Origin of the sequence: Nitrosospira briensis C-128, from assembly GCF_000619905.2 — a bacterium.
GTDB classification, from domain to species: Bacteria; Pseudomonadota; Gammaproteobacteria; order Burkholderiales; family Nitrosomonadaceae; genus Nitrosospira; species Nitrosospira briensis.
Map to the genome: position 1 here is coordinate 239,988 of NZ_CP012371.1, position 24,363 is coordinate 264,350.

General features: G+C 56.1%; 25 protein-coding genes and 1 pseudogene. 18 read left to right on the top strand and 8 right to left on the bottom strand.

What is annotated here, in order from left to right; genetic code table 11:
* Positions 1-222: 222 nt before the first annotated feature.
* The 7 genes from flhB (at position 223) to motD (ending at position 8,476) form a co-directional block, all read left to right on the top strand.
* The gene (flhB, locus tag F822_RS01120; protein WP_025039756.1) at positions 223-1,404 is read left to right on the top strand and encodes a flagellar biosynthesis protein FlhB; all 1,182 of its coding nucleotides are present in this window, start codon (positions 223-225) and stop codon (positions 1,402-1,404) included.
* The gene (flhA, locus tag F822_RS01125; RefSeq protein ID WP_025039755.1) at positions 1,401-3,479 is read left to right on the top strand and encodes a flagellar biosynthesis protein FlhA; all 2,079 of its coding nucleotides are present in this window, start codon (positions 1,401-1,403) and stop codon (positions 3,477-3,479) included. The genes flhB and flhA overlap by 4 nt, the downstream gene beginning before the upstream one ends.
* Complete coding sequence (gene flhF, locus F822_RS01130; protein ID WP_025039754.1) at positions 3,476-5,110, top strand: flagellar biosynthesis GTPase FlhF; 1,635 nt, start codon at positions 3,476-3,478, stop codon at positions 5,108-5,110. Before flhA ends, flhF begins: the two co-directional genes overlap by 4 nt.
* Positions 5,103-5,996 carry a MinD/ParA family ATP-binding protein gene (locus F822_RS01135; RefSeq protein WP_025039753.1) on the top strand — a complete coding sequence of 298 codons (894 nt, stop codon included), beginning with the start codon at positions 5,103-5,105 and terminating at the stop codon, positions 5,994-5,996. The genes flhF and F822_RS01135 overlap by 8 nt, the downstream gene beginning before the upstream one ends.
* Before the next feature lie 8 nt (positions 5,997-6,004).
* Positions 6,005-6,733 (top strand): RNA polymerase sigma factor FliA, encoded by a 729-nt coding sequence (locus tag F822_RS01140; protein ID WP_025039752.1) that lies wholly within the window; start codon positions 6,005-6,007, stop codon positions 6,731-6,733.
* Positions 6,715-7,455 carry a flagellar motor protein gene (locus F822_RS01145; protein WP_025039751.1) on the top strand — a complete coding sequence of 247 codons (741 nt, stop codon included), beginning with the start codon at positions 6,715-6,717 and terminating at the stop codon, positions 7,453-7,455. The genes F822_RS01140 and F822_RS01145 overlap by 19 nt, the downstream gene beginning before the upstream one ends.
* A 106-nt stretch (positions 7,456-7,561) precedes the next feature.
* Positions 7,562-8,476, top strand: coding sequence for a flagellar motor protein MotD (gene motD / locus F822_RS01150; RefSeq protein WP_025039750.1), 915 nt, complete (start codon positions 7,562-7,564; stop codon positions 8,474-8,476).
* A gap of 53 nt (positions 8,477-8,529) precedes the next feature.
* Here motD and F822_RS01155 read toward each other — a convergent pair whose 3' ends face one another.
* From F822_RS01155 to flgA, 3 genes are all read right to left on the bottom strand, one after another.
* On the bottom strand, positions 8,530-9,006 hold the full coding sequence (locus F822_RS01155; RefSeq protein ID WP_025039749.1) for a flagella synthesis protein FlgN: 477 nt from the start codon (positions 9,004-9,006) through the stop codon (positions 8,530-8,532).
* 1 nt (position 9,007) lies between these two features.
* A complete protein-coding gene (flgM, locus tag F822_RS01160) occupies positions 9,008-9,328 on the bottom strand; it encodes a flagellar biosynthesis anti-sigma factor FlgM (RefSeq protein WP_025039748.1) in 321 nt (106 codons plus the stop codon).
* A 326-nt stretch (positions 9,329-9,654) separates the two neighbouring features.
* Positions 9,655-10,377, bottom strand: a complete 723-nt coding sequence (gene flgA, locus F822_RS01165) for a flagellar basal body P-ring formation chaperone FlgA (RefSeq protein ID WP_051536549.1) — start codon at positions 10,375-10,377, stop codon at positions 9,655-9,657.
* Positions 10,378-10,845: 468 nt separating this feature from the next.
* Between flgA and flgB the strand changes: the two genes are divergently transcribed.
* The 11 genes from flgB (at position 10,846) to flgL (ending at position 21,862) form a co-directional block, all read left to right on the top strand.
* Positions 10,846-11,253 carry a flagellar basal body rod protein FlgB gene (flgB, locus tag F822_RS01170; protein ID WP_025039746.1) on the top strand — a complete coding sequence of 136 codons (408 nt, stop codon included), beginning with the start codon at positions 10,846-10,848 and terminating at the stop codon, positions 11,251-11,253.
* 14 nt (positions 11,254-11,267) lie between these two features.
* Positions 11,268-11,687, top strand: coding sequence for a flagellar basal body rod protein FlgC (gene flgC / locus F822_RS01175; protein ID WP_025039745.1), 420 nt, complete (start codon positions 11,268-11,270; stop codon positions 11,685-11,687).
* A 24-nt stretch (positions 11,688-11,711) separates the two neighbouring features.
* Positions 11,712-12,380, top strand: a complete 669-nt coding sequence (gene flgD / locus F822_RS01180; RefSeq protein ID WP_025039744.1) for a flagellar hook assembly protein FlgD — start codon at positions 11,712-11,714, stop codon at positions 12,378-12,380.
* A gap of 56 nt (positions 12,381-12,436) precedes the next feature.
* On the top strand, positions 12,437-13,657 hold the full coding sequence (flgE, locus tag F822_RS01185) for a flagellar hook protein FlgE (RefSeq protein ID WP_025039743.1): 1,221 nt from the start codon (positions 12,437-12,439) through the stop codon (positions 13,655-13,657).
* A gap of 336 nt (positions 13,658-13,993) precedes the next feature.
* A complete protein-coding gene (locus F822_RS01190; RefSeq protein ID WP_025039742.1) occupies positions 13,994-14,746 on the top strand; it encodes a flagellar basal body rod protein FlgF in 753 nt (250 codons plus the stop codon).
* A gap of 318 nt (positions 14,747-15,064) precedes the next feature.
* A complete protein-coding gene (gene flgG / locus F822_RS01195) occupies positions 15,065-15,847 on the top strand; it encodes a flagellar basal-body rod protein FlgG (RefSeq protein WP_025039741.1) in 783 nt (260 codons plus the stop codon).
* Position 15,848: 1 nt separating this feature from the next.
* Positions 15,849-16,613 (top strand): flagellar basal body L-ring protein FlgH, encoded by a 765-nt coding sequence (locus F822_RS01200; RefSeq protein ID WP_331458268.1) that lies wholly within the window; start codon positions 15,849-15,851, stop codon positions 16,611-16,613.
* Positions 16,614-16,736: 123 nt separating this feature from the next.
* Positions 16,737-17,792, top strand: a complete 1,056-nt coding sequence (locus tag F822_RS01205) for a flagellar basal body P-ring protein FlgI (RefSeq protein ID WP_025039739.1) — start codon at positions 16,737-16,739, stop codon at positions 17,790-17,792.
* Positions 17,792-18,814 (top strand): flagellar assembly peptidoglycan hydrolase FlgJ, encoded by a 1,023-nt coding sequence (gene flgJ / locus F822_RS01210; protein ID WP_025039738.1) that lies wholly within the window; start codon positions 17,792-17,794, stop codon positions 18,812-18,814. The genes F822_RS01205 and flgJ overlap by 1 nt, the downstream gene beginning before the upstream one ends.
* 115 nt (positions 18,815-18,929) lie before the next feature.
* Positions 18,930-20,840, top strand: coding sequence for a flagellar hook-associated protein FlgK (gene flgK / locus F822_RS01215; protein WP_025039737.1), 1,911 nt, complete (start codon positions 18,930-18,932; stop codon positions 20,838-20,840).
* Positions 20,841-20,926: 86 nt separating this feature from the next.
* Positions 20,927-21,862, top strand: a complete 936-nt coding sequence (gene flgL, locus F822_RS01220; RefSeq protein WP_025039736.1) for a flagellar hook-associated protein FlgL — start codon at positions 20,927-20,929, stop codon at positions 21,860-21,862.
* A 127-nt stretch (positions 21,863-21,989) separates the two neighbouring features.
* Here flgL and F822_RS15065 read toward each other — a convergent pair whose 3' ends face one another.
* From F822_RS15065 to F822_RS01230, 5 genes and pseudogenes are all read right to left on the bottom strand, one after another.
* Positions 21,990-22,175: a hypothetical protein gene (locus F822_RS15065; protein ID WP_156304313.1), complete on the bottom strand. Its 186-nt coding sequence runs from the start codon at positions 22,173-22,175 to the stop codon at positions 21,990-21,992.
* Between the two features lie 45 nt (positions 22,176-22,220).
* Positions 22,221-22,385, bottom strand: a complete 165-nt coding sequence (locus tag F822_RS15070) for a ribbon-helix-helix domain-containing protein (RefSeq protein ID WP_156304314.1) — start codon at positions 22,383-22,385, stop codon at positions 22,221-22,223.
* A 96-nt stretch (positions 22,386-22,481) separates the two neighbouring features.
* Positions 22,482-22,675 (bottom strand): annotated as a pseudogene (locus F822_RS14695) (HU family DNA-binding protein); the annotation flags it as partial.
* A gap of 58 nt (positions 22,676-22,733) precedes the next feature.
* Positions 22,734-23,447 (bottom strand): carbonic anhydrase, encoded by a 714-nt coding sequence (locus tag F822_RS01225; RefSeq protein WP_036574395.1) that lies wholly within the window; start codon positions 23,445-23,447, stop codon positions 22,734-22,736.
* 186 nt (positions 23,448-23,633) lie between these two features.
* The gene (locus F822_RS01230; RefSeq protein WP_025039734.1) at positions 23,634-24,038 is read right to left on the bottom strand and encodes a DoxX family protein; all 405 of its coding nucleotides are present in this window, start codon (positions 24,036-24,038) and stop codon (positions 23,634-23,636) included.
* Between the last annotated feature and the right edge of the window lie 325 nt (positions 24,039-24,363).

Genomic DNA, 24,363 nt, shown 5'->3' on the forward strand with positions numbered 1-24,363 from the left:
CGGGCTGCGCCCGACCTACCTCGGCATAATCCGATAAATTATCCTCCGGGCCCGACGCCAATAGAAATCAGCCGAATGCTTTAATCTGAATCCAGCCTCCACGTGGATCAGGTTAAAACGGAATTGCGGGCGGAAGCTCGCTCTTTTCCGCCGATGACCTATTCCTGAAGCACCCGATAATTGGCATATGCACGATTATGGATGTGCCTCAGGGAGTCAGCGGTGAGCGAAGATAGCGATCTTGAACGGACGGAACCTGCGTCGCAGAAGCGGCTTGAGAAAGCCCGCGACGATGGACAGGTACCGCGCTCCACGGAATTGTCCACATTCATGGCCTTGATCGCCGCCGGCGCTGGCCTGTTGTTGATGGGCGGTCACCTTGGGCGGGAACTCTCAAGCCTGATGAAAGGCGGGATGATGGTGCCGCCCGAGATCGGTTTCAATTCCGGCTTGCTCACCGAGCGTATGCTCGACCAGTCTTTGCACGCCCTCTTTGCATTATCCCCATTTCTGATCCTGATGTTCCTCGTGGCGCTGCTCGCGCCCATGCTGCTTTCCGGCTGGCTTTTTACCTGGAAATCCCTTACCCCCGATATCAGCCGGCTTAATCCCCTGAAAGGCCTGGCTCGCATGTTTTCGCTGAACAGTCTGGTCGAACTGGTCAAGGCGCTCCTTAAAGCCACGTTGATCGGCACGATGGCGATCTGGACCGTCTGGCATCAAAAAGAAGCAGTGCTGTCGCTGATTTCAGCGCCGCTTGCGGCAAGCGCCGGCCACATCGCCGAACTGACCATCATGAGTTTTATGGCCATCGCGGGAACCATGGTGCTGATCGCGGCGGTAGACGTGCCGTTCAAGCTCTGGGATCACTACCGCAAGCTCAAGATGACCAAGGAAGAGCTGCGCCAGGAAAACAAGGAAACCGAAGGCGACCCGCACGTCAAAGCCCGCATCCGTGCCCAGCAACACGCCATGGCCAGAAAACGAATGATGAGCGAGATCCCCAAGGCTGACGTGATCGTGACGAATCCGACTCACTACGCGGTTGCGCTGAGGTACGAAGACGGCAAGATGCGCGCGCCGAAAGTCGTTGCCAAGGGCGCGCACCTGCTGGCCCGGAAAATCCGCGAAATCGGCGAGCAGCATCATGTGCCGGTACTCGAAGCGCCGCCACTGGCCCGCGCTTTATATCATCACGCCGAGCTGGGCGATGAGATTCCCCAGGCCCTTTATAACGCCGTTGCCGAGGTGCTGGCCTATATCTACCAGTTGCGCCGCCACCATGAAAACGGCCAATCGGGCGGCAAGGCGCCGCTCCCGCCCGATGTGCTGCCGGTACCCGCTGAAATGGACCCGGAAAACGCCGCCTCGCAGAAACATGAGAAAAACGCGAATAACCCATGAACTCGATTAAAAAACTGACTTACCTCTTTAGTGGCGCAAACGTGCACAGCCTGGCCGGGCCACTGCTGATATTAATGATTCTCGGCATGATGGTGCTGCCCCTGCCTGCCTTCCTGCTGGACATGATGTTTACCTTCAACATCGCGCTTTCCATCATGGTATTGCTGGTCAGCATCCATACGCTCAAGCCGCTTGATTTCGCGGTATTTCCCACGGTTTTGCTGCTTTCAACGTTATTGAGGCTGTCGCTCAACGTGGCATCCACCCGTATCGTCTTGATGGAAGGCCATACCGGACCCGATGCGGCGGGAAAGGTAATCGAAGCATTTGGCCACTATCTGGTCGGCGGCAACTACACGGTGGGCATCGTGGTGTTCATCATTCTCGTGGTGATCAATTTTATCGTGATTACCAAGGGGGCAGGGCGCATCGCCGAAGTGGCCGCACGTTTCACCCTGGACGCCATGCCCGGCAAGCAAATGGCGATCGACGCGGATCTGAATGCCGGCCTCATCGGCGAGGAAGAAGCCGGCAAGCGTCGCACTACCATCGCCCAGGAAGCGGAATTCTATGGTTCGATGGACGGCGCGAGCAAATTCGTGAGGGGAGATGCAATCGCAGGCATCCTGATCCTGATTATCAACGTGATCGGTGGACTGATCATCGGCACGCTGCAGCACGACCTGGATCTTGCTACCGCGGCTAAGAACTATACCCTGCTCGCCATCGGAGACGGGTTGGTCGCACAAATTCCCGCGCTCATCATCTCCACGGCGGCGGGCCTAGTGGTAAGCCGCGTGGGTACCGACGAGAATATCAGCAGCCAACTGGCGGGCCAGCTCTTTTCAAGACCGCAGGTGCTGATCCTGACGGCGGCGATTATCGGCCTGATGGGCATGATACCCGGTATGCCCCACATTGCCTTTCTGCTGCTGGCGGCTGTGCTGGGTGGCGGAGCCTATCTGCTGACTCAACGCAACAGGCGGGCGGCGGCTCCCTCAGCGGCTGCGCCTGCTGCGCAACCGGAAGTCCAGGATGCGAGTTGGGATGACGTAATGCCGGTCGACATCCTAGGACTTGAAGTAGGATATCGATTGATTCCGCTGGTGGACAAATCGCAGGATGGCGAACTGCTGCGGCGGATCAAGGGCGTACGCAAGAAATTCGCCCAGGAAATCGGGTACCTCCCGCCCCCGGTACACATTCGCGACAATCTGGAACTACGGCCCAACGGTTACCGGCTCACGCTCAAAGGCGTCGTGATCGGCGCGGGCGAAGTCAACGTCGGTCAATACCTGGCGATCAATCCGGGTACGGTATCCGCCAGTTTGCCTGGTGTCCTGACCAGCGATCCCGCATTTGGATTGCCCTCGGTCTGGGTGGACGCCAGTCAGCGCGAGTATGCCCAGACCCTGGGTTATACCGTAGTCGACGCTGGCACAGTCGTGGCAACGCATCTCAACCATCTGGTACATAGCCATTCGGCGGAATTGCTGGGCCGCATGGAAGTGCAGCAATTGCTGGACCGCCTCGCGAAGGATTCGCCCAAGCTGGTGGAGGATCTAATCCCGAAGCTGCTGCCGCTCTCCACCCTTCAGAAAATCCTGCAGAACCTGCTCGAAGAGAATGTACACATCCGCGACATGCGGACTATCGTCGACGCGCTGGCGGAGCACGCCGTCCGGGTTCAGGACCCGCACGAACTGACCGCGCTGGTTCGCATCGCCTTAGGTCGCGCAATCGTTCAGCAGATTTGGCCGCAACCGGGCGATTTGCAGGTCATCGCGCTGGATTCCGGACTGGAAAGGCTGCTGACACAGGCCCTGCAAGCCAGCCCGAACGGAGCCGGCATAGAGCCGGGGCTGGCCGATACGCTGTTGCGCGAAGCCTCCGGCGCAAGCCGTCGCCAGGAACAGGTAGGCCTCGTGCCGGTACTGCTGGTGCCCGCACCGCTGCGAACACTGCTGGCCCGGTTCCTGCGCCGTACCGTTCCGCAGCTCAAGATATTGTCACACGCCGAAGTACCCGATTCCAGCAACATTAAAGTCACGTCTATTCTGGGAGCCCGAGCATGAGCATCAAACGATTTTTTGGTAAAACGACCAGTGAGGCATTGCGCAAAGTTCGCGATGCACTTGGTTCCGACGGGGTAATTCTATCCAACCGTGCGGCGGATGGCGGCGTCGAGATATTGGCCCTGAGCAATAACGACATGACAGCCCTGATACCGCCGCCCGAGTCTGAAAAAGCAGAATCGATGCATCAGGAACAGGAGGCGGACGAATCCTGGTATCACAAGCAGGCGCTTCTTCCTTCCGCCAAGAAAAACGCCCTGAAGTATGCGCTAGAAGCTGATACGGACTTCAAAAACCTCGCTCGACCGGACACGGGTCTTTCTAATGAAAAACAAGCGCAATGGGCAGGCGCGGCGGCAATTGCAAACGACAGGGTAACCCCGGTTCCGGCTGCTGAAACCCCTCAAATGACGGCACCGGTAGCACAACCAATGCCGGACCCGGCAATCGGCAGAAAAACAAACCGCTTTACAATTAATTCCGGCCAGCCGGCACGCGTGACGAATGAGGCCGCCGTGCCGGATGTTTCCGTTTCCGGTTCCGCAAAACGGAGCCGAAATACCCGCAAGGCACCCGGCAAGGCAATTCCCGATGATGAAATTTCCAGCAAAAAGAATCCGCCTGCAATCGATCCCCTTCAAATGGCCGACGCGGTGGCCGCGAGTGTGCTCAAAGAGATCAGGTCGCTGCGCGGCACTATGGAACAGCAATTCTCCGCGCTGAACTGGAACAATCAGGAAAAACGCGACCCGGTCCACGGAGGACTGCTGCGCCAGGTATTGGCGGCAGGCTTCAGCCGTTCCCTTGCGCATAGTCTGCTGGAACAACTGCCTGCGGAAAATGCCGGAAAAGGCGAAAAAGACACGATGAACTGGATAAAAAACGTGCTGACTTCCAATCTCCAGAGCATTGGCGACGAGCGCGAAATTCTGGAGAAGGGAGGTGTTTATGCACTGGTGGGCCCTACCGGGGTGGGCAAGACAACGACTACCGCAAAGCTGGCGGCGCGCTGCGTGGTGCGCCACGGCGCGGATAAGCTTGCGCTGCTCACTACCGACAGTTACCGCATTGGCGGGCATGAGCAATTACGGATTTATGGCAAGATCCTTGGGGTTACCGTGCTTGCCGTAAGGGACGCGCAGGACCTGAGCCTCGCCTTGGCTGAGTTGCGGGGCAAGCATATGGTTCTGATCGACACCGTGGGCATGGGTCAGCGCGATCAGATGGTAGCCGAACAGGTTGCGATGCTGGCGGGTTGCGGCACTCCCGTCAAACGGCTGCTGCTGCTCAATGCCGCTTCCAACCGGCATACACTCGACGAGGTGGCTCACGCCTACCAGGGGGACGGCCTGGCGGGCGCAATCATCACCAAACTGGATGAAGCGGTCACCATTGGCTGCGCGCTCGACACCGCAATCCGGCATCGCTTGCCGCTTTATTATGTAGCGGGCGGCCAGCGGGTTCCGGAAGATCTGGAAATGGCTGACTCGCGGGCTCTGGTGAATCGCGCGCTGGATAATCCACCTGCCGAATCTTCCTGCATCATGCCGGAGGATGCTTTCCCTTTGATCCTGACAGATCGCAATATCGGCGCGGGCAACCCGGACATGAGCGAGGTTCACCTTGGCTGAGCCTATCCATGACCAGGCAGAGGGACTTCGCCGCTTGCTGGTACAGAATTTTCTGAGTGTTTTCACCATCACTTCCGGTGGCACGGACACAGGCAAGACAACCACAGTTATCAGTCTGGCGGCAGCCCTTGCACACAGCGGCAAGCACGTACTGGTAATCGATGAGAATGCGGGCGCCAATAACGTCAGCGCTACGCTGGGTATCAGCGCCCACCGTGATTTGCTCGATGTAATCCGGCGAGACAAGACGCTGGATGAAGTGATCATTCCTGGCCCCGAAGGGTTTTTCATCCTGCCGGCCGGGCGCGGTATGCGTGTTCTGGGAAAGTTGAGCGCGGACGACCAGGCTCATGTGATCGGCTGTTTCGAACACCTTGCTCAACCGATTGACGTAATACTCATCGATGCCGCACCAGGCCGATCCAGCCAGATGCTTACGCTTGCCCTTTCCACTCATGAAATCGTGGTGGTCGTTTCCCCTGATCCGGCTTCGATTACCACGGCCTATGCGTTGATCAAGCATATCTGTGGCCATCATGAGGATAAGCAACATTTTCACATAGTGGTCAACAAGGCTGGAGCCGAGACCCAGGCGAAGATGATTTTCGACAACATGGCTGACGTAGCCAAGCGCCATCTTGCGGTTTCACTCGATTTCATGGGTTTTGTGCCGCAAGACGGCAAGCTTTGTCTGGGCCGGCGTGTAACCGGCACAATTCCCGCCACTGCTTCAGCAGCCGCGTTCCGCCGGATAGCGGAATCGTTGGCCGATTGGCCCTGCCCGGATGATGAGGAGAGAGGCGTGGAACGCTTCATGAAATCCCTGTTGCTAAGCAGCCGGAACAATAGTGCCGACGCCGCCGCCACCGCCGCAGGTGCGAGATGAGCCAGACGATGTATACCTCAGCCGGCGTAATCGATAAACAACAGCATCTCGCCGAGTTTGCCCCACTCGTCAAACGCATCGCGCATCACATGATGTCCAGGCTGCCGGGCAGCGTGGAAGCGGATGACCTGATCCAGGTCGGCATGATCGGTTTGATGGATGCGCTGAATCGCTACCAGGAAATACCGGGAGCCCAGTTTGCGACATATGCGCAGCAGCGCATACGCGGCGCCATGCTGGACGAATTACGCCAGATGGATTGGCTGCCGCGGGGGGCGCGCAGGAATATGCGTCAAATCGAAACGGCAATCAATGCGCTGCAGCAACGCCTGGGCCGTGCACCCGCGGAACTGGAAATAGCCCAGGAACTCGACGTGCCAATCGAAGGTTACCACGAGATGCTGCTCGATGCGCGGGGTGCGCAGCTGATCCATTATGAAGATTTCTCCGATAGCGAAAATGACGATTTCCTGGAACGCAACTGCGTCGACGCTAGCAGCGATCCACTGGCGAGCCTGTTGAACGGCGACCTGAGGCAAGCACTGATCGGCGCCATAGGCGGCTTGCCCGATCGGGAAAAAACATTGATGGGGCTCTACTATGAGCAGGAGCTGAATTTCAAGGAGATCGGCGCAGTTCTCGGGGTATCCGAATCCAGGGTATGTCAGATACATAGCCAGGCCGTTGCGCGGTTACGCGCCAAACTCAAGGAATGCGCATGGACTTCAACAGCATAATCGGTATTGCCATTGCTTTGATCGCCATCTTTGGCGGGCAGGCGCTGGAAGGCGGCCATCTCGGCTCCCTTATCCAGTTTACCCCGCTTCTTATCGTGCTGGGGGGTACATTGGGAGCGGTACTGTTGCAAAGCCCGGTGCGCCAGTTCGTACTCGGCATGAAGATGAGCCGCTGGGTATTTGTTCCGCCGCTACTTGACGCGGGTACATTGGTGGAGCATATCGCCATATGGAGCACCACTGTCCGCAAGGAGGGCTTACTGTCGCTCGACACGCACGTGGAAGGTATTGATGATCCTTTCGTAAAAAAAGGATTGCAACTGGTGCTGGACGGCACGGATCCGCTGGTATTGAAGCGCGTGCTGGAAGTAGAGATCGATACATTCGAAGATTTTCATCGGCAGGGTGCAAGAGTATGGGAAGCGGCGGGCGGCTACGCGCCGACCATCGGTATTCTGGGCGCGGTGATAGGTCTTATACAGGTCATGGAGAACTTGTCGGATCCGGCACATTTGGGTAACGGAATAGCCGTGGCGTTCGTGGCGACCATCTATGGCGTGGGGCTCGCAAATCTGGCTTTCCTGCCCATCGCCAATAAACTGAAAACGCTCATTGGCCGTCAGGTACTGATGCGAGAAATGCTGGTGGACGGGTTGGTCGGCATTGCCAAAGGCGAGAACCCGAGACTGATTACCGGACGCCTCAACGGGTATATGGCGTGACCAAAAATATGAATGAATATTGCCGTCGAAGAAGGCTGATATGCAGGGTAATGCATATTTTCATATAACAAAAAGCTGCTCATCCATAACCCCTATTTGAACTAAAATGCCGCGCAGACACAGACCGGAAGAGCATGAAAATCATGAGCGGTGGCTCGTATCCTACGCCGACTTCATTACCCTGCTGCTTGCACTGTTTGTCGTGATGTATGCAGCTTCCCGCTTGAATAACGGCCAGTATGACCAAGTGTTGGCGGGATCATTTGTCAGTGCGTTCGGTGCGCAACCGGAAGGGCGCGATAAGATAGCCCTTACACCTGACATCATATTGCCGAAGCGCACGCGGAAAACGGCTCCGATTATCGCTTCGAACCTCCCAACGGCGGATGATGAGCTCACGGTAAAAAAAGCACGTCGACTTGTGGAAGTGCAACGCCAGCAGAAGGACCAGATGGATATCATCGCCCGCGAAATCATGGCTGCATTCGGTTCGCTGGTGGACGATGGACGGGTAAGGGTAATTCACAGCAACCTGGGCCTGGGCGTGGAGATCAATGCCAGCGTATTATTCTCACCCGGCCAGGCGCTATTGCGGCAGGAGTCGAGCAGAGTGATCGAGGCAGTGGCGCAGGTGTTGAAGAACGACAGACATGCGATTCAGGTTGAAGGCCATACCGACAATATACCGATCATCACCGAAAAATTTCCCTCCAACTGGGAACTGTCGGCCGTGCGTGCCAGCAGCGTGGTGAGGTTGATGATCGGCAATGGCGTGGATGCCACGCGGCTTACGGCAGCGGGATATGGCGAAAATCGCCCTGTCGGACCGAACGATACGGAGGAGGGCCGTATGCGAAACCGGCGAGTCACAATCATGATCCTGTCCAGCCTTCCCGATATCTCAGCCGGGATTTTATCCGGGAATTCATCTGAGGGTTCATCCGACACTTCAACCGGGGCTTCACCTGATGCGATACCTGGCCTATCCGATACCGTACCTGCTACCTTGATCGATACCTGATTGGGTACGTTGGCCTGGCACACTGCGCCGTATCGGAAAGCTTACTGATCGACTCAGCCCTCGCCAAGCTGGCGACCACCGAAAAACGACTGGGGTTGGCCATCCGAACAATACAGTCTCGCGTTTTGCCCGCCATGGGTCGAGGTCTGCAATACCGATATCGCCTGCTGAATGTAGCGCAGGCGCTGACCGACAAGGATGCCGTTGATCTTGTTGAGCTGACTGGCTGTTTCCGCCAATTGAAGCAGTTCCTCCCACGCATCGACAGCAGCGGGGCAATCGCGTAAACCGCGTTCCATGCCGATATGGTCTTGAGTATAGCCGAGCTTTCTCAACCAGTAGTTGCGCGCATCCGACAGTTGAGCCAATTGTTGGGCCTGGTGCGCTTTTTCGTTGGCGATTGACAGCAGCAGGGATGTGCCCGGCTGCTGTAATGCAGCTTGCTCCCGGCGCAAAATATCGATGAAATCCCGCGTCGCGTCGCGCTCGCGGCTGATGCAGGCAACGGGATCGAAAATACTGTTAGTCAAGTTAACCCTTCCCCCTATGGATCAGGTCGCGCACCGTGTCGAGCAAACCATCGGCGACCTTGCCGGGGTTTACGGTGAAGTGGCCCTCGCTGATTGCCCGTTTGATCTCCTCCACCCTGACGGCGTCGAAAACTTCGACATTCCCCAATTTTTTTTCGATGCTTTGCAATTGTATGCTCAGTTGAACGCTATCTTTTCCGCCCACTGAAGCATTCTGGCTTTTTGAAGGCACGCTGCCCACTGCCATTTGCCCGGGTTTGCCAGCGCTCGCCTCGCCGATGGGCTTGGTAGCGTTGGTTTTGATGTTATTTTCTATCTGCACGGATCTGCTCCTACAATTGATTGTAAGCAGTGTAACGGAGGTCTCGGAAGAAACTTGAGCTTTTTCGCCAGAATCTGTGGCACAACAGGTTCAACCTGAAAAGCCTTTTATATCAGTGGCAAAAACCATCACACATTTGACCAAATCCTCATTGCAGTTCTACGATCCATCAATAGTTCACACGATGGGTGGAGCAGCGCGTAACCCATCACGTTCGTTTCATGAAAGCAATTTTCTAGCCGTGATAAATTGCATTATCGGCCCAGCGATGGTTTGCCATATAGGGCAAATGCATCCGATGGGTTGCGCTCTGCTGCTACGACCCATTAATAACTTACTTCCACTATTGCTCCGGCTCGGGCGGTCCCGCTCACCACCGAGCCCGACGCAATACGAACCTGCACCAGTTGTCCCTCAGCGGCGTTATTGAGCGCTCTACCATCCGCCGTTACGCTGAATCCACGTCCGCTGGAGACCAGTTTCACATTTTGATTCTGCATCACTGCCGCTCGTGCGCGCAGCATGTCCTGGCGTAACGGGCTTCCGAAAGAAATGCTGCCGGAGAGCGTTCTACCCAAAGCCAGATTCGGGTCAGTGACAACGCCCGGCGGAAGCTGCGCCAGATCGCCGCTGCGGGTGGCCAGATCCGCCGCGGTGAGCATATGTCCCTGCGTCAGAGGCTTGGCGCTGACAACATAATCCGCAATGACTTTTACCGTGGCGCGTATGTAAATCGTCCATTGATACGGCACGGTGCAACGTACTATCACAGTTGTATTGCCCCACGGCCGGCTGCCGGGCGGCAAGGACGGCTCAAGTGCGGCGCAGGCGGGCAGGTTGATCCGGGGATCGATTGCACCCAGCGTGATTTCAGGCTGACCGGGCAGACCGGCCGACTGGGTATGCAGGAAGTTCAAGACGATATCCTGGACAAGACGCGGATCCTGCCTCGCGTTCGCCGATGCCGATGCCGATGCCGCAGCGGACAGGGAGAGAAGGGCGACAAAGCTCAGGCCGCAGGAAAGTACATGGCGAGACACGATGGGCATGGCGGATTCCTCGAAAAAAATGTCCTAGATCAGGGTGAACCGGGGTTGGCCGCAATTCTAGTCTGCGGGCCGCCTTGGCAGCATGTCGAACTGAGGCGGGTTTGGGCCGTTATTTGATGAATTGCCCGCATGCATGACAACGCATCATGTTTGCCGCAATCAACCTGATCCGGACCTTTTGATGCTGCAGGAAAACGGCATTGATTGCCTCCTCCCATTTCTTCCTTTCGGCAAGCAGACTGGACCTGTGGTCCTGTGGCTGCGGAATAGTTGGCGAGGCAGCCTCGCATCACAGGGGAAGACCCATTACTGGAAAGGACTCAGGAAGCGAAAGATCGCTTAAACCCGAAGATAAAGGGTTTTAACCCTGCTGATCTTTCTTTTGGACCGATCAGGAGTGAAATACTATGGCAGCAGCGCAATTTCCAATCAATACCGGTATCGGAAGCATGTACTTGAGGAGAATTCATGATAAACAAACTTGATGCGACATTTCGCTTTTACGAGGATGCAGCCAATCTGCGGGCCCATCGCCAGCAATTGATCGCGTCCAACATCGCCAACGTGGATACGCCGAACTTCAAGGCGCGCGATATCAGTTTCAAGGACGCGCTGGAGAATACCGGCGGCAACAAGGTCGTCAAACTGGCAACAAATGTTCCGAATCATATTGCGTCGCCAGGCAGTGGCGGCGGGGCAGCCGCAGCCGGCGCGCCGTTGATGTATCGCGCCGCCATACAGGGAAGCGTGGATGGCAATACGGTAGATATGGATATCGAGCGCAGTCAGTTTGCCGACAACGCTATCCACTACGAAGCCAACCTCACATTCATCAGCGACCAGATCAAAATCATGCGGTCTGCTATTCAAGGTTAAGGAGAGCTTGCATCATGTCCCTGTTCAATATTTTTACCGTCGCCGGTTCGGCGATGACAGCCCAGAATCAACGCCTGAACGTGGTGGCGAGCAACCTCGCCAACGCCGATAGCGCGGTGAGTTCCAATGGCCAGCCATACAGGGCCAAACAGGTGCTGTTCATGAGTATCCCGTCAGCAGCCGGCACCGATCCCAACAATGCATCCAGTGGGGTAAAAGTGTCGGGAGTAGTCGAGGATCAATCACCAATGAAGCTGATATACGAACCCACCCATCCGATGGCGAACGAGGAAGGCTTCGTAACCATGCCGAATGTGAATGTGGTGGAAGAAATGGTCGATATGATCTCGGCCTCACGTTCGTATCAGAACAACGTGGATATGATGAATACCGCGAAGACCCTGCTGCTGAAGACTCTAAGCATCGGACAATAAACATCGCAACAACAAGGAAAAACCATGAGCACAATCCAGGATACGCAATCAGCCTCCAATCTTTTTGCAACGTATGGCGCAAAAAATACGGCCAAACCCGCTGCTGAGGATCCCCAGGACCGGTTTCTCAAACTGCTGGTTACGCAGATGAAGAATCAGGATCCTCTCAATCCACTTGATAACGCTCAAGTGACTTCGCAGCTCGCGCAAATCAGTACGGTCAACGGTATCGAAAAGCTTAACGCCACTATCCAGGCCATGGCGAGCAATATTAACGCGGGGCAATCTCTACAGGCTGCCACCATGATCGGTAAAGACGTGCTCGTGCCCGGGTCCGATCTAAGGTTGTCGGGCGGCGGCGGAATATTCGGCGTGGAACTGGCGCAAGCGGCGGATCAGGTGAAAGTAACGATACACGATGCCTCAGGCCGCGCAATCCGGGTTATGGATCTGGATGCGCTACCGGCGGGTCCCCTGGCACTGGCGTGGGACGGCAAGACCACCGAGGGTGTCCAGGCTGCCGATGGTACGTACAGCTTCAGTATCGCAGCGTCGCGTGGTGACCAGAAGGTCGATGCGCAACCGTTGGCCTTCGGCTCTGTTCAGAGCGTTTCCCAGGGAAATGAAGGTGTGCGGCTGAATGTCGGAACACTTGGAATGGTAGGGTTGACCGACATCAAACAGATTTTTTAAACCGGGCATTATCGAGTATTCCGCCTCATGGATGAGGCGCTATCCAAGGAGTTATCATGAGTTTTCAGCAAGGCTTGAGTGGTTTGAACGCAGCGTCGAAAAATCTCGACGTGATCGGCAACAACGTGGCCAATGCCAATACGGTGGGGTTCAAGCAGTCTCAGGCCCAGTTTGCGGATGTGTTTGCCAATTCACTTTCGGGCGGCAGTAGCGTTCAGTCCGGCATCGGCGTCAAGGTTGCCGCAATCGCGCAACAGTTCAATCAGGGCAGCATTACTGCATCCAGTAATCCGCTCGATGTTGCAATCAACGGCGGCGGCTTTTTTCGCCTAAGCGATCAGGGCACCGTCAGCTATTCGCGCAACGGTCAATTCCATCCGGATAAGGATGGGTTCATCGTTAACAGCAGCGGCCAGCGACTCACCGGATATACGGCGAACGCAGCCGGTGTGGTCAGTACCGCCGCGCCCACCGATCTACAGATCTCGACGGCCGACCTGCCACCCGCGGCAACCACGCTGGTGAGCGCCCTCGTTAACCTGGATTCACGCGAACCGGCACTCAGTTCCGCTGCCTTCAACCTGGCTGATCCGACAACGTACCATGGTTCAACCTTTTTACCGATTCACGACAGCCTGGGCAACCCGAGCACACTGTCGGCCTATTTCCTCAAGACAGGCACCAATAGTTGGGATGTTTTTGCGGCCAATGATGGCACTCTGCTCAATGGTGGCGCATCGGTAGGCGCGTTGAATTTCTTGTCCAACGGCGCGCTCGACCCGCTAAGTTCCAACATATTCAGTGTAGCGGCTCCGGTCGGCACCGGCGCCAATCCTCTGGCCTTTAATCTTGATTTCACCGGCACCACCCAGTTTGGATCCAGCTTCAGTATCAACGCGCTGGAGCAGGACGGTTATACCTCAGGTCGACTCACCGGGTTTGCCGTCGGCGCTGACGGCATAATCCGTGGCAGCTATTCGAGCGGAAAATTCTTAACCCTGGGCCAAGTGGCGTTGGCCAATTTCGCCAATCCCCAGGGTTTGGAACCGCACGGTAATAATACCTGGAAAGAAAGCGCCGCCTCTGGCGCCGCATTGGTGGGCGTGCCCAACACCGGAGGGTTAGGTGTATTGCAATCCGGCGCAGTTGAGGATTCGAACGTGGAGCTTACCTCGGAGCTCGTCAATATGATTACTGCACAGCGCATCTACCAGGCCAATGCCCAGACCATCAAGACACAAGATCAGCTATTACAGACGATAGTGAACCTGAAGTGATGGAAAGCATGAAAACATAAGAAACCGCAACTGCTAGCAGCCTGTCGGGCTTGAAGAATCGCAGCGAAAAGCTGACTGGGTGAGGGTAGATTTTGCGGATTTTGAAGGCCAATAGTTATTCTATTGGTCGAAAAAGCAGCGAAATATGGCCAGACGCTTTTGCAGCCGATTTCCTTTAAACCCCGACAGGCTGCTAGACCTCGATTTCGTATTTAACCGTTGTAAGAACGTGATGCGCGGCGATATCCGCAATCGAGGCATGTTCCAGAGACCGTTCAACCTGTTGCATGAATCTCTCAACCCCGATTTAAAATATCCACTATCACAGGAGTAACCATGGATCGAATGATCTATGTTTCCATGACCGGCGCAAAACATACGCTGGGGCAGCAAGCCGCCATGTCGCACAATCTCGCGAACGCAAACACGACTGGCTACCGTGCCGAGACCAGTGTATTACGGGCCGTGCCGATCCTCGGTAATACGCTGGCAACACGGGCATTCGTGGTGGATTCCAGCGCTGGCGCGGATTTCCGCCCCGGTACCGAGCAGCATACCGGACGTGAACTCGACGTAGCAGTACAGGGATCGGGATGGATCGCCGTGCAACTGGAAGATGGGAGCGAAGCGTACACACGCAATGGCAGCCTGCATATCAGCTCCAACGGGATCTTGCAGACTCGCAACGGCCTGAATATACGGGGCGACGGCGGGCCGATTTCCATTCCACCAAATACTGTCGTCACCATCGGTAGGGACGGGACAGTCTCTACAGTGCCGGCAGGAGCCGGCGCGAACGAACCGAGTATCTCCTCGACAATTGGCCGCATCAAGCTGGTCAATCCTCCCGAGGCCCAACTCACGCGCGGCCTGGATGGACTATTCCGGCTGGCGGCCGGCGGCGAGGCCGAGGCCGACGTCGAGGTCACGCTCAGCAGCGGCGCGCTGGAGGGCAGCAATGTCAATGTGGTCGAGGCTTTGGTCGACATGATCTCGCTTTCCCGCCAGTTTGAAATGCACATGAAGATGCTGAAGAATGCCGAGGGTAATGCCCAGCGCGCCAGTGTCCTCTTGTCTGTAAACGGCTGATATCCGAACACCAGACTCCGCTGTAATCCTTGCGTCATCCACATGTAGGTCGGGCTCCGCCCGACATCGTTTTTGATTGTTGGGCGGAGCCCGACCTACTTGCGCATAGCGCATTACGCCTAATCCAACATCGATCAATTTGCGTTATCCACAGAACAATTTCGTCGTATCGAATCAAGATGAAACCGGGAAGAAACACGGAATTGACCCTCTTTTCCACGCGCTGGCCATCTCGGCGCTGTTATACGATGTCGCAAATATCGCCACCGCAGCCAACGGCTGCACAGGCCCTTACCGCTCAACCTTCAGGAGAAACACTTGATTCGCTCACTCTGGATTTCAAAGACCGGTCTGGATGCACAACAGACCCAGATGGATGTCATCGCCAACAATCTGGCAAATGTCAGCACTAATGGGTTCAAGCGCTCGCGCGCCGTGTTCGAGGACCTGATATACCAGACGTTGCGCCAGCCTGGCGCGCAATCATCGCAGCAGACGCAATTGCCGTCCGGCCTGCAGATCGGTACCGGCGTAAGGCCGGTCGCCACCGAGCGCGTGTATACCCAGGGCAACCTGCAGCAGACCGGCAACTGGAAGGACGTGGCGATTAACGGCCAGGGATTCTTCCAGGTATTGCGGCCGGATGGTTCGACAGCCTATACGCGTGATGGCTCATTTCAGATTGACGCCGAGGGACAGCTCGTCACGTCGAGCGGATATCAGATTCAGCCCGCCATCACTATTCCTCCCAATGCTCAGAGCGTTACCATTGGCCGCGATGGCGTTGTCACCATAACCCAGCAGAATTCTCCTCTCCCGGCCCAGGTAGGTTCGTTACAGCTTGTTACTTTCATCAATCCGGTGGGTTTGCAGGCCGTCGGTGAGAATCTCTTTATCGAAACCGGTTCCAGCGGCACCCCCAACCTCAACACGCCTGGTGCGGATGGCACCGGATTGCTGAACCAGGGCTACGTGGAAACTTCCAACGTCAACGTAGTGGAGGAACTGGTCAATATGATACAGACCCAGCGTGCTTACGAAATTAACAGCAAGGCGATCCAGACTTCGGATCAGATGCTGCAGCGCCTGTCGCAAATGTAATGTGGCAAATTATAGAAACGATGACTGGCGAGCGGCAATATGCCGTGAGCATGCGGGCAGTCCGATGACTGCAAATATTTTCGCCGCGCGAAGCGAACGGTTGGCGGCATCCCTCGTGTTTATGGTTGCCATTCTGTTCGGGCTGTCAGGGTGCATAACCCTTCCGGCCCCCGCATCGATCGTGCAGCAGCCGCTGTCTTCCCGCGCGGCGCAGGCAGGGATACCGCCCGCTAATGGCGCGATTTATCAGGCGGGCATTCAGCATCGGCCGTTATTTGAAGATCGCCGCGCGCGCCAGGTGGGCGATACGATAGTGATCGTCCTCAACGAAAAAACCAACGCAAGCAAGAAATCCAATAGTAGTGTCAATAAGAACGGCGAGGTAAATGTGGGTATCCCGCCTATTGTATTTGGCGTTCCCATCACTAAAAAAGTGGATATGGGCGCCTCTACCGCCAATGATTTCGCGGGTAAAGGCGAAGCGGCTTCCGCCAACAATTTTACCGGCACGATTACCGTTACCGTGCTTGAAGTGCTGCCGAACCGCAACCTCGTGGTAAGTGGCGAAAAACAACTGTCCATGACGCAGGGCACCGAGTACATCCGTTTCTCCGGCGTAGTCCGTCCCGAGACCGTCATCAATAACATGGTTTCGTCCGTGCAGGTGGCTGACGCAAAAATCGAGTACAAGGCCAACGGCTACATCGATGAGGCACAGACCATGGGCTGGCTCTCGCGCTTTTTCCTGACCGTCTCACCGTTTTAATAAACGCATGAATTATTGCGCCAAAAATTGAATGATTACCGTGGTCCCAGCGATTCCATGATCCCTCCATTCTTCAAGTCTGTCGTTCACTTACTGTCTATTCTGTGGATCGGATGCTGCGCCATGGCGGGCCCGGCACACGCCGAGCGCATCAAGGATCTTGCCTCGGTCCAGGGCATGCGCACAAACCAGCTTGTCGGCTACGGACTGGTTGTGGGACTGGATGGCACCGGCGATCAGACTATCCAGACGCCTTTTACCATACAGACGCTCAACAGCATGCTGATGCAGATGGGCATCAATGTCCCGCCCGGCACCAACATGCGCTTGAGAAACGTGGCTGCCGTAATGGTAACGGCCGTGCTGCCGTCGTTTGCTCAGCCCGGCCAGATTATCGACGTGACGGTTTCCAGCATGGGCAATGCCAGAAGCCTGCGCGGCGGTACATTGCTGATGACGCCGCTCAAGGGTGCTGACGGCGAAGTCTATGGAATGGCTCAGGGTAACTTGCTGGTGGGTGGAATCGGTGCCGCCGCCAGCGGCAGCAAGGTACAGGTAAACCATTTGAATGCCGGACGTATCGCTGGGGGTGCAACGGTCGAACGGGCGGTACCCGTGGTGCTGACCCAGGGCAATGGCATACGGCTCGACCTCAACACCTCCGATTTTTCCAATACCCGGCGAATAGTGGAAGCGATCAACGCCCGCTTCGGCGAGGGTACCGCTTCCGCGCTGGATGGCCGCGCAATCCAGGTGCGCGCACCAGAAGCCAGCGATCAGCGCGTGGCATTTATCGCGGAAGTGGAAAGCATGAATATCAGCACCACGCCGGCTCAGGCGAGGGTTATCGTCAACAGCCGTACCGGCTCGGTGGTCATGAACCAGTCGGCCACGGTTGACGCCTGCGCCATTGCCCACGGGAATTTATCGGTAGTCATCAGCACCGAACCGGTGATCAGCCAGCCCGGACCGTTTTCCAGCGGGCAGACCGTACAGGCGCAGCGCTCGACGATCGAGATCAAGCAGGAGTCGGGGATGCTGACAATGGTTGAAGGTGCATCGCTGGCCGAAGTGGTGAAGGCATTGAATGCTATCGGCGCGACGCCGCAAGACCTGCTGTCGATTCTTCAGGCGATGAAGTCGGCTGGCGCGCTAAGGGCGGAACTGGAGGTCATCTGATGGTTGCTTCGGCTGATCTGTCCACCAAATTCGCCCTGGATGTACAGGCGGTCAACGGGTTACGCATTGCGTCGAAAAAAGACGGTCAGGCCGGTCTTGAAGCCGCAGCCCGGCAGTTTGAAGCCCTGTTCATGAACATGATGCTGAAGGCCATGCGCGATGCCACGCCCCAGGATGATTTGATGGACAGCGAGCAGAGCCGCCTATACACGTCGATGCTCGACCAGCAGCTTTCGCAGAGCATGGCTTCCCGTGGCGTGGGTTTGGCCGATGTCATGATACGGCAATTGCGTGGCGGATTGCCGCCGGAACCGGAACAGGAAACACCTGCCTTGGCTTCCGCTGTCACTGGTCAGCAGTCTGTCGGGAGCTTTCCGCCCTTGGCGCGATTGCAACCTCATCTGCTTACCCCGCAGCGTGCGCAGCCACCTGCCTCCGCAGCCGAACCGCGATTATCGAGTCCATCGGGTCTATTGGCACCGTCGGCAAATCCTCGAGCGGAATCGCTCACTCCGGTAGTGCCTCACCCCGGAGCGCATTCACATGTAATGGAGTTTCAGGCCAGGCTTATGCCGTACGCGCAGCAGGCCAGCCAGGCGACTGGCATACCCGCGCTATTCATGCTGGGACAGGCTGCGCTGGAAAGCGGATGGGGCAAACGCGAGCTTCGCGGGCCGGATGGCGCACCCAGCTATAACCTGTTCGGCGTAAAGGCCGGCGCCAATTGGAAAGGCCCTGTAGTGGAATCCGTAACGACGGAATACGTCAACGGGGTGGCTCGCAAGAGCGTGGAAAAATTCCGCGCTTACAGTTCTTATGCGGATGCCTTCGGCGACTATGCAAACCTGCTGCGCAGCAACCCGCGCTATGCGCAAGTGCTGGCACAGGCGGTGCAAGGCCTTGATGCGGAAAGTTTCGCGCAAGGCCTGCAACAGGCGGGATATGCGACCGACCCGGGTTATGCGGACAAACTGAGCCAGATCATCAGGACCACCCAGTGGTCCGGCGAAGCACCACTGTAAGCGCCACCGCCGATATTTCCCCTCGCTGCCCTGCATACTGCCGGGCCGGATTAAATATTTTTTATCCTGAACCGTTAATATCGCATGCATACCGATAGGAAGATTTGGAGACAATATGGCTAACGGCATTTTTGGTATCGGTCTCAGTGCGCTCAACGCGGCTCAACAAGGATTGCTTGTTTCCGGCCACAACGTCAGCAATGCGGCCACGCCCGGCTACACTCGCCAGCAAATCGTACAGTCGGCCAGCGGCGCGCAAGCCACCGGTAGCGGATTCATCGGCCGGGGCGTGCAGGTCGATACGGTAAAGCGCGTGTATAACCAGTTGCTGGTCAGCCAGGTTGCACAGGCAAAAACGGAATCGGCCCAGCTCGACACCTATTTTGCGCAGATGAGCCAGATAGATGCGCTACTGGCGGACCCAACCGGCCGGCTGGGCCTGGCACCGGCGCTGCAAGATTTTTTCGGTGGCGTGCAAGACGTTGCCACCAATCCATCCGACGTAGCCTCCCGGCAATCCATGCTGTCCAACGCCGAGGTGCTGGTACGGCGTTTCCAGTCGTTGAACGACAGCCTGGACAAGATCCAGGACGGGGTGAACGCACAGATCGAGAATAGCGTCTCGCTCATCAATACGCTGGGTGCGAAAATTGGCGAGCTGAATGCAACCATCAGCCTGGCCGAAGGCAGCGCAGGCGGCCAACCGGCAAATGACTTGCGAGACCAGCGCGACGAACTGGTCATGCAACTCAACAATGAAGTTCGCGCCAAGGTCGTTGAACAGAGCGATGGCAGTTACAGCATCTTCATCGGCACGGGCCAGTCCCTGGTCGTGGGTTCAACCGCCTTCCAGCTCGCTACGACAGCTTCTCCGGCGGATCCGCAACGCCTCGAAATAGGTTATGTTACCGGTGGTAATACTTTACCAATCAAGGAATCGAGCCTGGATGGCGGCAAGCTGGGCGGGCTGCTGCAATTTCGCAATGGCGAACTCAATGCCGCCCGCAACGGTCTGGGGCGTGTTGCTATCGGTCTGGCGGGCACATTCAACGACCAGCACCGGCTGGGGCAGGATTTGCACGGCAACCTGGGCGGCGAATTCTTTACGATACCGAGCCCGTTGGTCGCGGCGTCGGCAAAGAATACCGGCAGCGCGGTCGTTGCCGCTGATATCACGGGCTACAGCGCCCTTACCACCAGCGATTATCGGCTGCGGTACGATGGCGCCAATTACACCCTCACGCGGCTTAACGACGGCGTCGCGCAAACCTTTGCAACACTCCCGCAGACTGTGGATGGCGTACGTTTGAATATTGCTTCCGGCACCGCTGCCGCAGGCGACGAATTTCTGATCCGGCCCACGATAAATGGCGCGGGGCAAATTGAGGTAGCCATCCAGGATACCGATCTGATCGCCGTGGCCGCGCCGATCCGGACCGACGCGCCGCTTGCCAACACCGGCACCGGGCGCATCAGCGCCGGCAGTGTCGATGCCCCGCCACCCCCCAACCCCAATCTGAAAGAACCGGTCACCTTTACCTTCACTAGCGCCACGACCTTCGACGTGAGCGGGAACGGAACCGGTAACCCGAGCGGCATGACGTTCACTTCCGGCAGCCCGATCAGTTTCAACGGATGGACCGTGACCCTCACGGGAATACCCAAGCCGGGAGATACGTTCAGCATTGGGCCCAATGACAACGGAACGACGGACAATCGCAATGGGTTGCTGCTGGGTGCATTGCAGAGTAGCCGCACTTTGGCGGGTGGTACGGCGAATTATCAGGGCGCCTATAGTCAGGTGGTCAGCCTGATAGGTAACAAGACCCGTGAACTGGACGTCACCAGTAGCGCCCAGTCGGCACTCCTGAGCCAGGCGCAAGCTTTGCAGCAATCCGAATCGGGCGTGAATCTGGATGAAGAAGCCGCCAATCTGATGCGCTACCAGCAGGCGTATCTCGCCGCCAGCAAGGTGATACAGACGGCCAACCAGATGTTCGACGCACTGCTTGATATTACAAGGTAACGAGCGGATGCAGGCATGCGCCATCGGACTGATGGATAACCTGCGATAAGGCCGGATAGAGATAGAATCACCAAAAAGGAGTCCTCATGCGTATCAGCAGTAATACCAGCTATGAACTCGGCATTGCCGCCCTCAACCGGCAGCAGGCCGCGCAGGTAAAAGCCCTGCAACAGATAAGCAGCGGACAGCGCGCACTGACGCCTTCCGAGAATCCCGCAGCCTATGTCCGGGCGCTTGAAGTATCCCAGGCCGATTCAGCCAATATGCAATACGCAATAAACCGGCAGAACGCCGCCGCCAGTTTCGGGATGCTGGAAGCCACACTCGGAGATGTAACGAGTTTATTGCAGAACGCGCAGGGATTGGCCGTGTATGCGGTTAACGGCACGCTTACCGACAGCGGACGCAGCGCCATCGCAACGGAATTACGCGGGAATCTTGAAGAACTGCAGGGCCTTGCAAATCGCACCGACGGGAACGGGCAATACCTGTTTTCAGGCTTCCAGGGCGCGACCAAGCCATTCACCGACACGGGCAGCGGCATACAATATCACGGTGACGAAGGCCTCCGCATGATCCAGGCCAGCTCATCCCGACAGCTTGCCGTGAACGAATCGGGGCGAGAAGTATTCGAGCGGATTCCGGCCGACGGAGGAGGGTACCAGAGCATGTTCAAGACACTCTCCGATCTGATCGATGTGCTTGAAACCCCCGTGACCGATGACGCCAGCAAGACCGCGCTCGCCAACGGCTTGAGCACCGCCCAAAGCAACCTCTCTAACGCGCTGGACAATGTGCTGCGAGTCCACGCATCGGTAGGCACGCGCATGAAAGAGGTGGATACGCTCAACAACAGCGGCGAGGAGTTGGATATTCAGTACAAACAACAGCTATCCGACCTGCGGGGGGTCGATTACGCCAAGGTCATCAGCGATTTGACCCAGCAGCAGACCTATCTGGAGGCGACGCAGAAAGCATTCTTGAAAGTGCAGGGGTTGTCGCTGTTCGATTATATTCGGTAGTTTTAACCCGGATAATTCATTAGGCGGCTCTGCGAGCCTATGCGAGTGCTGGCGGTCAGTTTGCGGCCATTTTCGCCGCCATTTTTGCTACCTGCGCGGCGTGCATAGACCAGGCTATGGACTTCTCTCAACCGGCAAAACTGTATTTCTCAAGCTGCGTCGCGCCCCAGTGTTCGATGGTATGGGCCAGAATGTCATCCGTGTCGCGTTGGGCAAGTGCAGCAAATACCAGATGAAATTCAGGGCATGACATCAGGATTCGGTTTTTTACCCGCAGCCAGGTTTTGCCGGGCACGGACCTCGCATTGCTCAAGAAAGTCTGAGGTATAGGGAGTTACCCGGCCCGCTTCAATGACATCTACCCCCTGTTGCAAGGCATCCAGCAGGCGCGTGCGTTTGCCTCTTCCTGCTCCCGCATCCTGCGCACCGCATCCCTGACAGCTTCCGCTTCGCTGCGGTAGTAGCCATTCTTTACGCTGTTCTTGATGTATTTTTCGTTCACATGTGCAAATTCTATGTGCATTTTTCCCTCTGATGATCAAAGAAGATACATAAATTAGACAAAGAACTCGCAGTCTAAACGGATCAGCTCATGGAACGGAAAATCTCACGCGGAAGTTCACTTCTTGCCGCCATTCACCGCTGCTTTGAGTGTGGCACCCGCCTTGAACGCCGGCACCCCTTGGAAGCCCCAATCTTCAGTTCTTCACCTGTCTTGGGATTGCGACCGGTGCGCGCCACACGACTGCGCACCTCGAACGTACCAAAGCCTACCAGCGATAGGGATTCGCTTTTTTTCAGGGTATCGGAAATGATGTCGCCCGGTGGATAGCGCCATTCAAACGATTTGAAGGCCCTGAAGCCAATAAGCTTATATGAAACGAACGCGCCCCGTGCTCAATTCATAAATACCTCCCACATGGGTCACGCGTCCTTCTCGCATAGCCCGCGCCGCTGCGGGTAGCGTGACGAGTTGATGCAAGGACCATCGGACATTTGCTTCCACCGCGGAACTGATCAATGTCTCCTTGTCCGCTTTCAGATTGAGGTTGGTCAGGCCGGGCTTGATCAACTGGATCAGCGCACCGATGTGCTCGGGTTCAGTGGGCTTGTTAATCATTTCCTCCACAGTTGCAGAGACGGCGCCACATTTTTCATGACCCAACACGACAATTAAAGGAGTGTGCAGATGGCGCACGGCATATTGCAACGAGCCGACCACATCTTCCGCAATAACATTGCCGGCGACACGAATTGTGAAAAGTTCGCCAAATCCAACATCGAAGATGAGTTCGGGCGGCACCCGCGAATCGGCGCAACCCAGAATGGTGGCGAATGGTTTCTGGGTCTCGACAAGGAGGCTGCGCCAGGAAGACTCCTGGCGATCATGTAGTGGTTTATCATCCATAAACCGCTGGTTGCCCGCTTTCAATCGTGCCAGTGCCTCATCGACATTACGTGGATAAGGTTCTTTGCCGATTGATTTAGATGATGGCGCTTCAGCTCCCACATTAAGGGCCATCCCCAGACCTAAACCGCACGCTCCAAGTAGGCATTGTCTTCGCTTGATATTCGGCTTTGTCATGAATGCGCCTTTTGGGGTAGAGTCAGAACAATCGCCTATCAAATCACGCTCGCTATAAGCATATTGGATACCTCAACCGAGGCCTAATATTATTCCATTTCGAACAGGTGATGACGGTTTTCTTGGCTTGCCGATTCCTGTTCGAGACCGATGTCCCTGATGGGGCGTATCTCAGTCAGCGCTCGGTTAGTCTGGTTTCAAGGCGAACCGGCCGCTGCCAAAAAATATGATTGCAAGCCCTGAAAAAAGGAAAAATCCCTGCAACTCCAATGCCCAGCCACCCATTGCTGTTAGCGTGAACAGTTCGGCGCGATGAGCCAACGCAAGCGCAAATAGCATATTGCCGGCAATGAGCAAGCCTCCAACCCGCGAATAGACACCAAGGATAATCATCATGGCGCCCACTACTTCGCCAAAATAAACGCCATAGGCCAGCAATGACGGCAAGCTGATGGATACGAGCATGTTGCGGATTGAGTCGAGAGATCCAGGATTCAGAATCTTGTGTACACCATGAAGCAGTATCAGGACGCCGACCATCATGCGCACGATCAGCTTACCTATATCATCAAAACGGGATTGATTAAGCATGAAATTCCACCCTCTCTTGGTTCAGTTATAGGGAGCAGGTTGCATCCCCTTCAATATGTAACCTTCGCATCCGTTACTTCTGGTCCACCACCGATACGTCATGCCGATCGGTACCCGTCACCAGTCCCGGCGCGTTCCGAAGCAATCAGTGGTAGATATAATATTTATAAACATGACATTACCGGAACAATCTATGATTTCTACATTGATAATCTGAATGTATCAGCGCTGCGCTTGCCATCAATGAAAGTAATGATATTTAACTTCTTATCGATCAGATAAAAAAGTACAATAATCTGGTATAGATCATCTATTTATTAGATAG

What these genes read in the sequence shown, in the direction of transcription:
- flhA (WP_025039755.1), top strand. Translation starts at nt 1,401, where the DNA reads ATGAACTCGATTAAAAAACTGACTTACCTCTTTAGTGGCGCAAACGTG.
- flhF (WP_025039754.1), top strand. Translation starts at nt 3,476, where the DNA reads ATGAGCATCAAACGATTTTTTGGTAAAACGACCAGTGAGGCATTGCGC.
- F822_RS01140 (WP_025039752.1), top strand. Translation starts at nt 6,005, where the DNA reads ATGTATACCTCAGCCGGCGTAATCGATAAACAACAGCATCTCGCCGAG.
- F822_RS01145 (WP_025039751.1), top strand. Translation starts at nt 6,715, where the DNA reads ATGGACTTCAACAGCATAATCGGTATTGCCATTGCTTTGATCGCCATC.
- motD (WP_025039750.1), top strand. Translation starts at nt 7,562, where the DNA reads ATGCCGCGCAGACACAGACCGGAAGAGCATGAAAATCATGAGCGGTGG.
- flgA (WP_051536549.1), bottom strand. Translation starts at nt 10,377, where the DNA reads ATGCCCATCGTGTCTCGCCATGTACTTTCCTGCGGCCTGAGCTTTGTC.
- flgB (WP_025039746.1), top strand. Translation starts at nt 10,846, where the DNA reads ATGATAAACAAACTTGATGCGACATTTCGCTTTTACGAGGATGCAGCC.
- flgC (WP_025039745.1), top strand. Translation starts at nt 11,268, where the DNA reads ATGTCCCTGTTCAATATTTTTACCGTCGCCGGTTCGGCGATGACAGCC.
- flgD (WP_025039744.1), top strand. Translation starts at nt 11,712, where the DNA reads ATGAGCACAATCCAGGATACGCAATCAGCCTCCAATCTTTTTGCAACG.
- flgE (WP_025039743.1), top strand. Translation starts at nt 12,437, where the DNA reads ATGAGTTTTCAGCAAGGCTTGAGTGGTTTGAACGCAGCGTCGAAAAAT.
- F822_RS01190 (WP_025039742.1), top strand. Translation starts at nt 13,994, where the DNA reads ATGGATCGAATGATCTATGTTTCCATGACCGGCGCAAAACATACGCTG.
- F822_RS01205 (WP_025039739.1), top strand. Translation starts at nt 16,737, where the DNA reads ATGGCGGGCCCGGCACACGCCGAGCGCATCAAGGATCTTGCCTCGGTC.
- flgJ (WP_025039738.1), top strand. Translation starts at nt 17,792, where the DNA reads ATGGTTGCTTCGGCTGATCTGTCCACCAAATTCGCCCTGGATGTACAG.
- flgK (WP_025039737.1), top strand. Translation starts at nt 18,930, where the DNA reads ATGGCTAACGGCATTTTTGGTATCGGTCTCAGTGCGCTCAACGCGGCT.
- flgL (WP_025039736.1), top strand. Translation starts at nt 20,927, where the DNA reads ATGCGTATCAGCAGTAATACCAGCTATGAACTCGGCATTGCCGCCCTC.
- F822_RS15070 (WP_156304314.1), bottom strand. Translation starts at nt 22,385, where the DNA reads ATGCACATAGAATTTGCACATGTGAACGAAAAATACATCAAGAACAGC.
- F822_RS01225 (WP_036574395.1), bottom strand. Translation starts at nt 23,447, where the DNA reads ATGACAAAGCCGAATATCAAGCGAAGACAATGCCTACTTGGAGCGTGC.
- F822_RS01230 (WP_025039734.1), bottom strand. Translation starts at nt 24,038, where the DNA reads ATGCTTAATCAATCCCGTTTTGATGATATAGGTAAGCTGATCGTGCGC.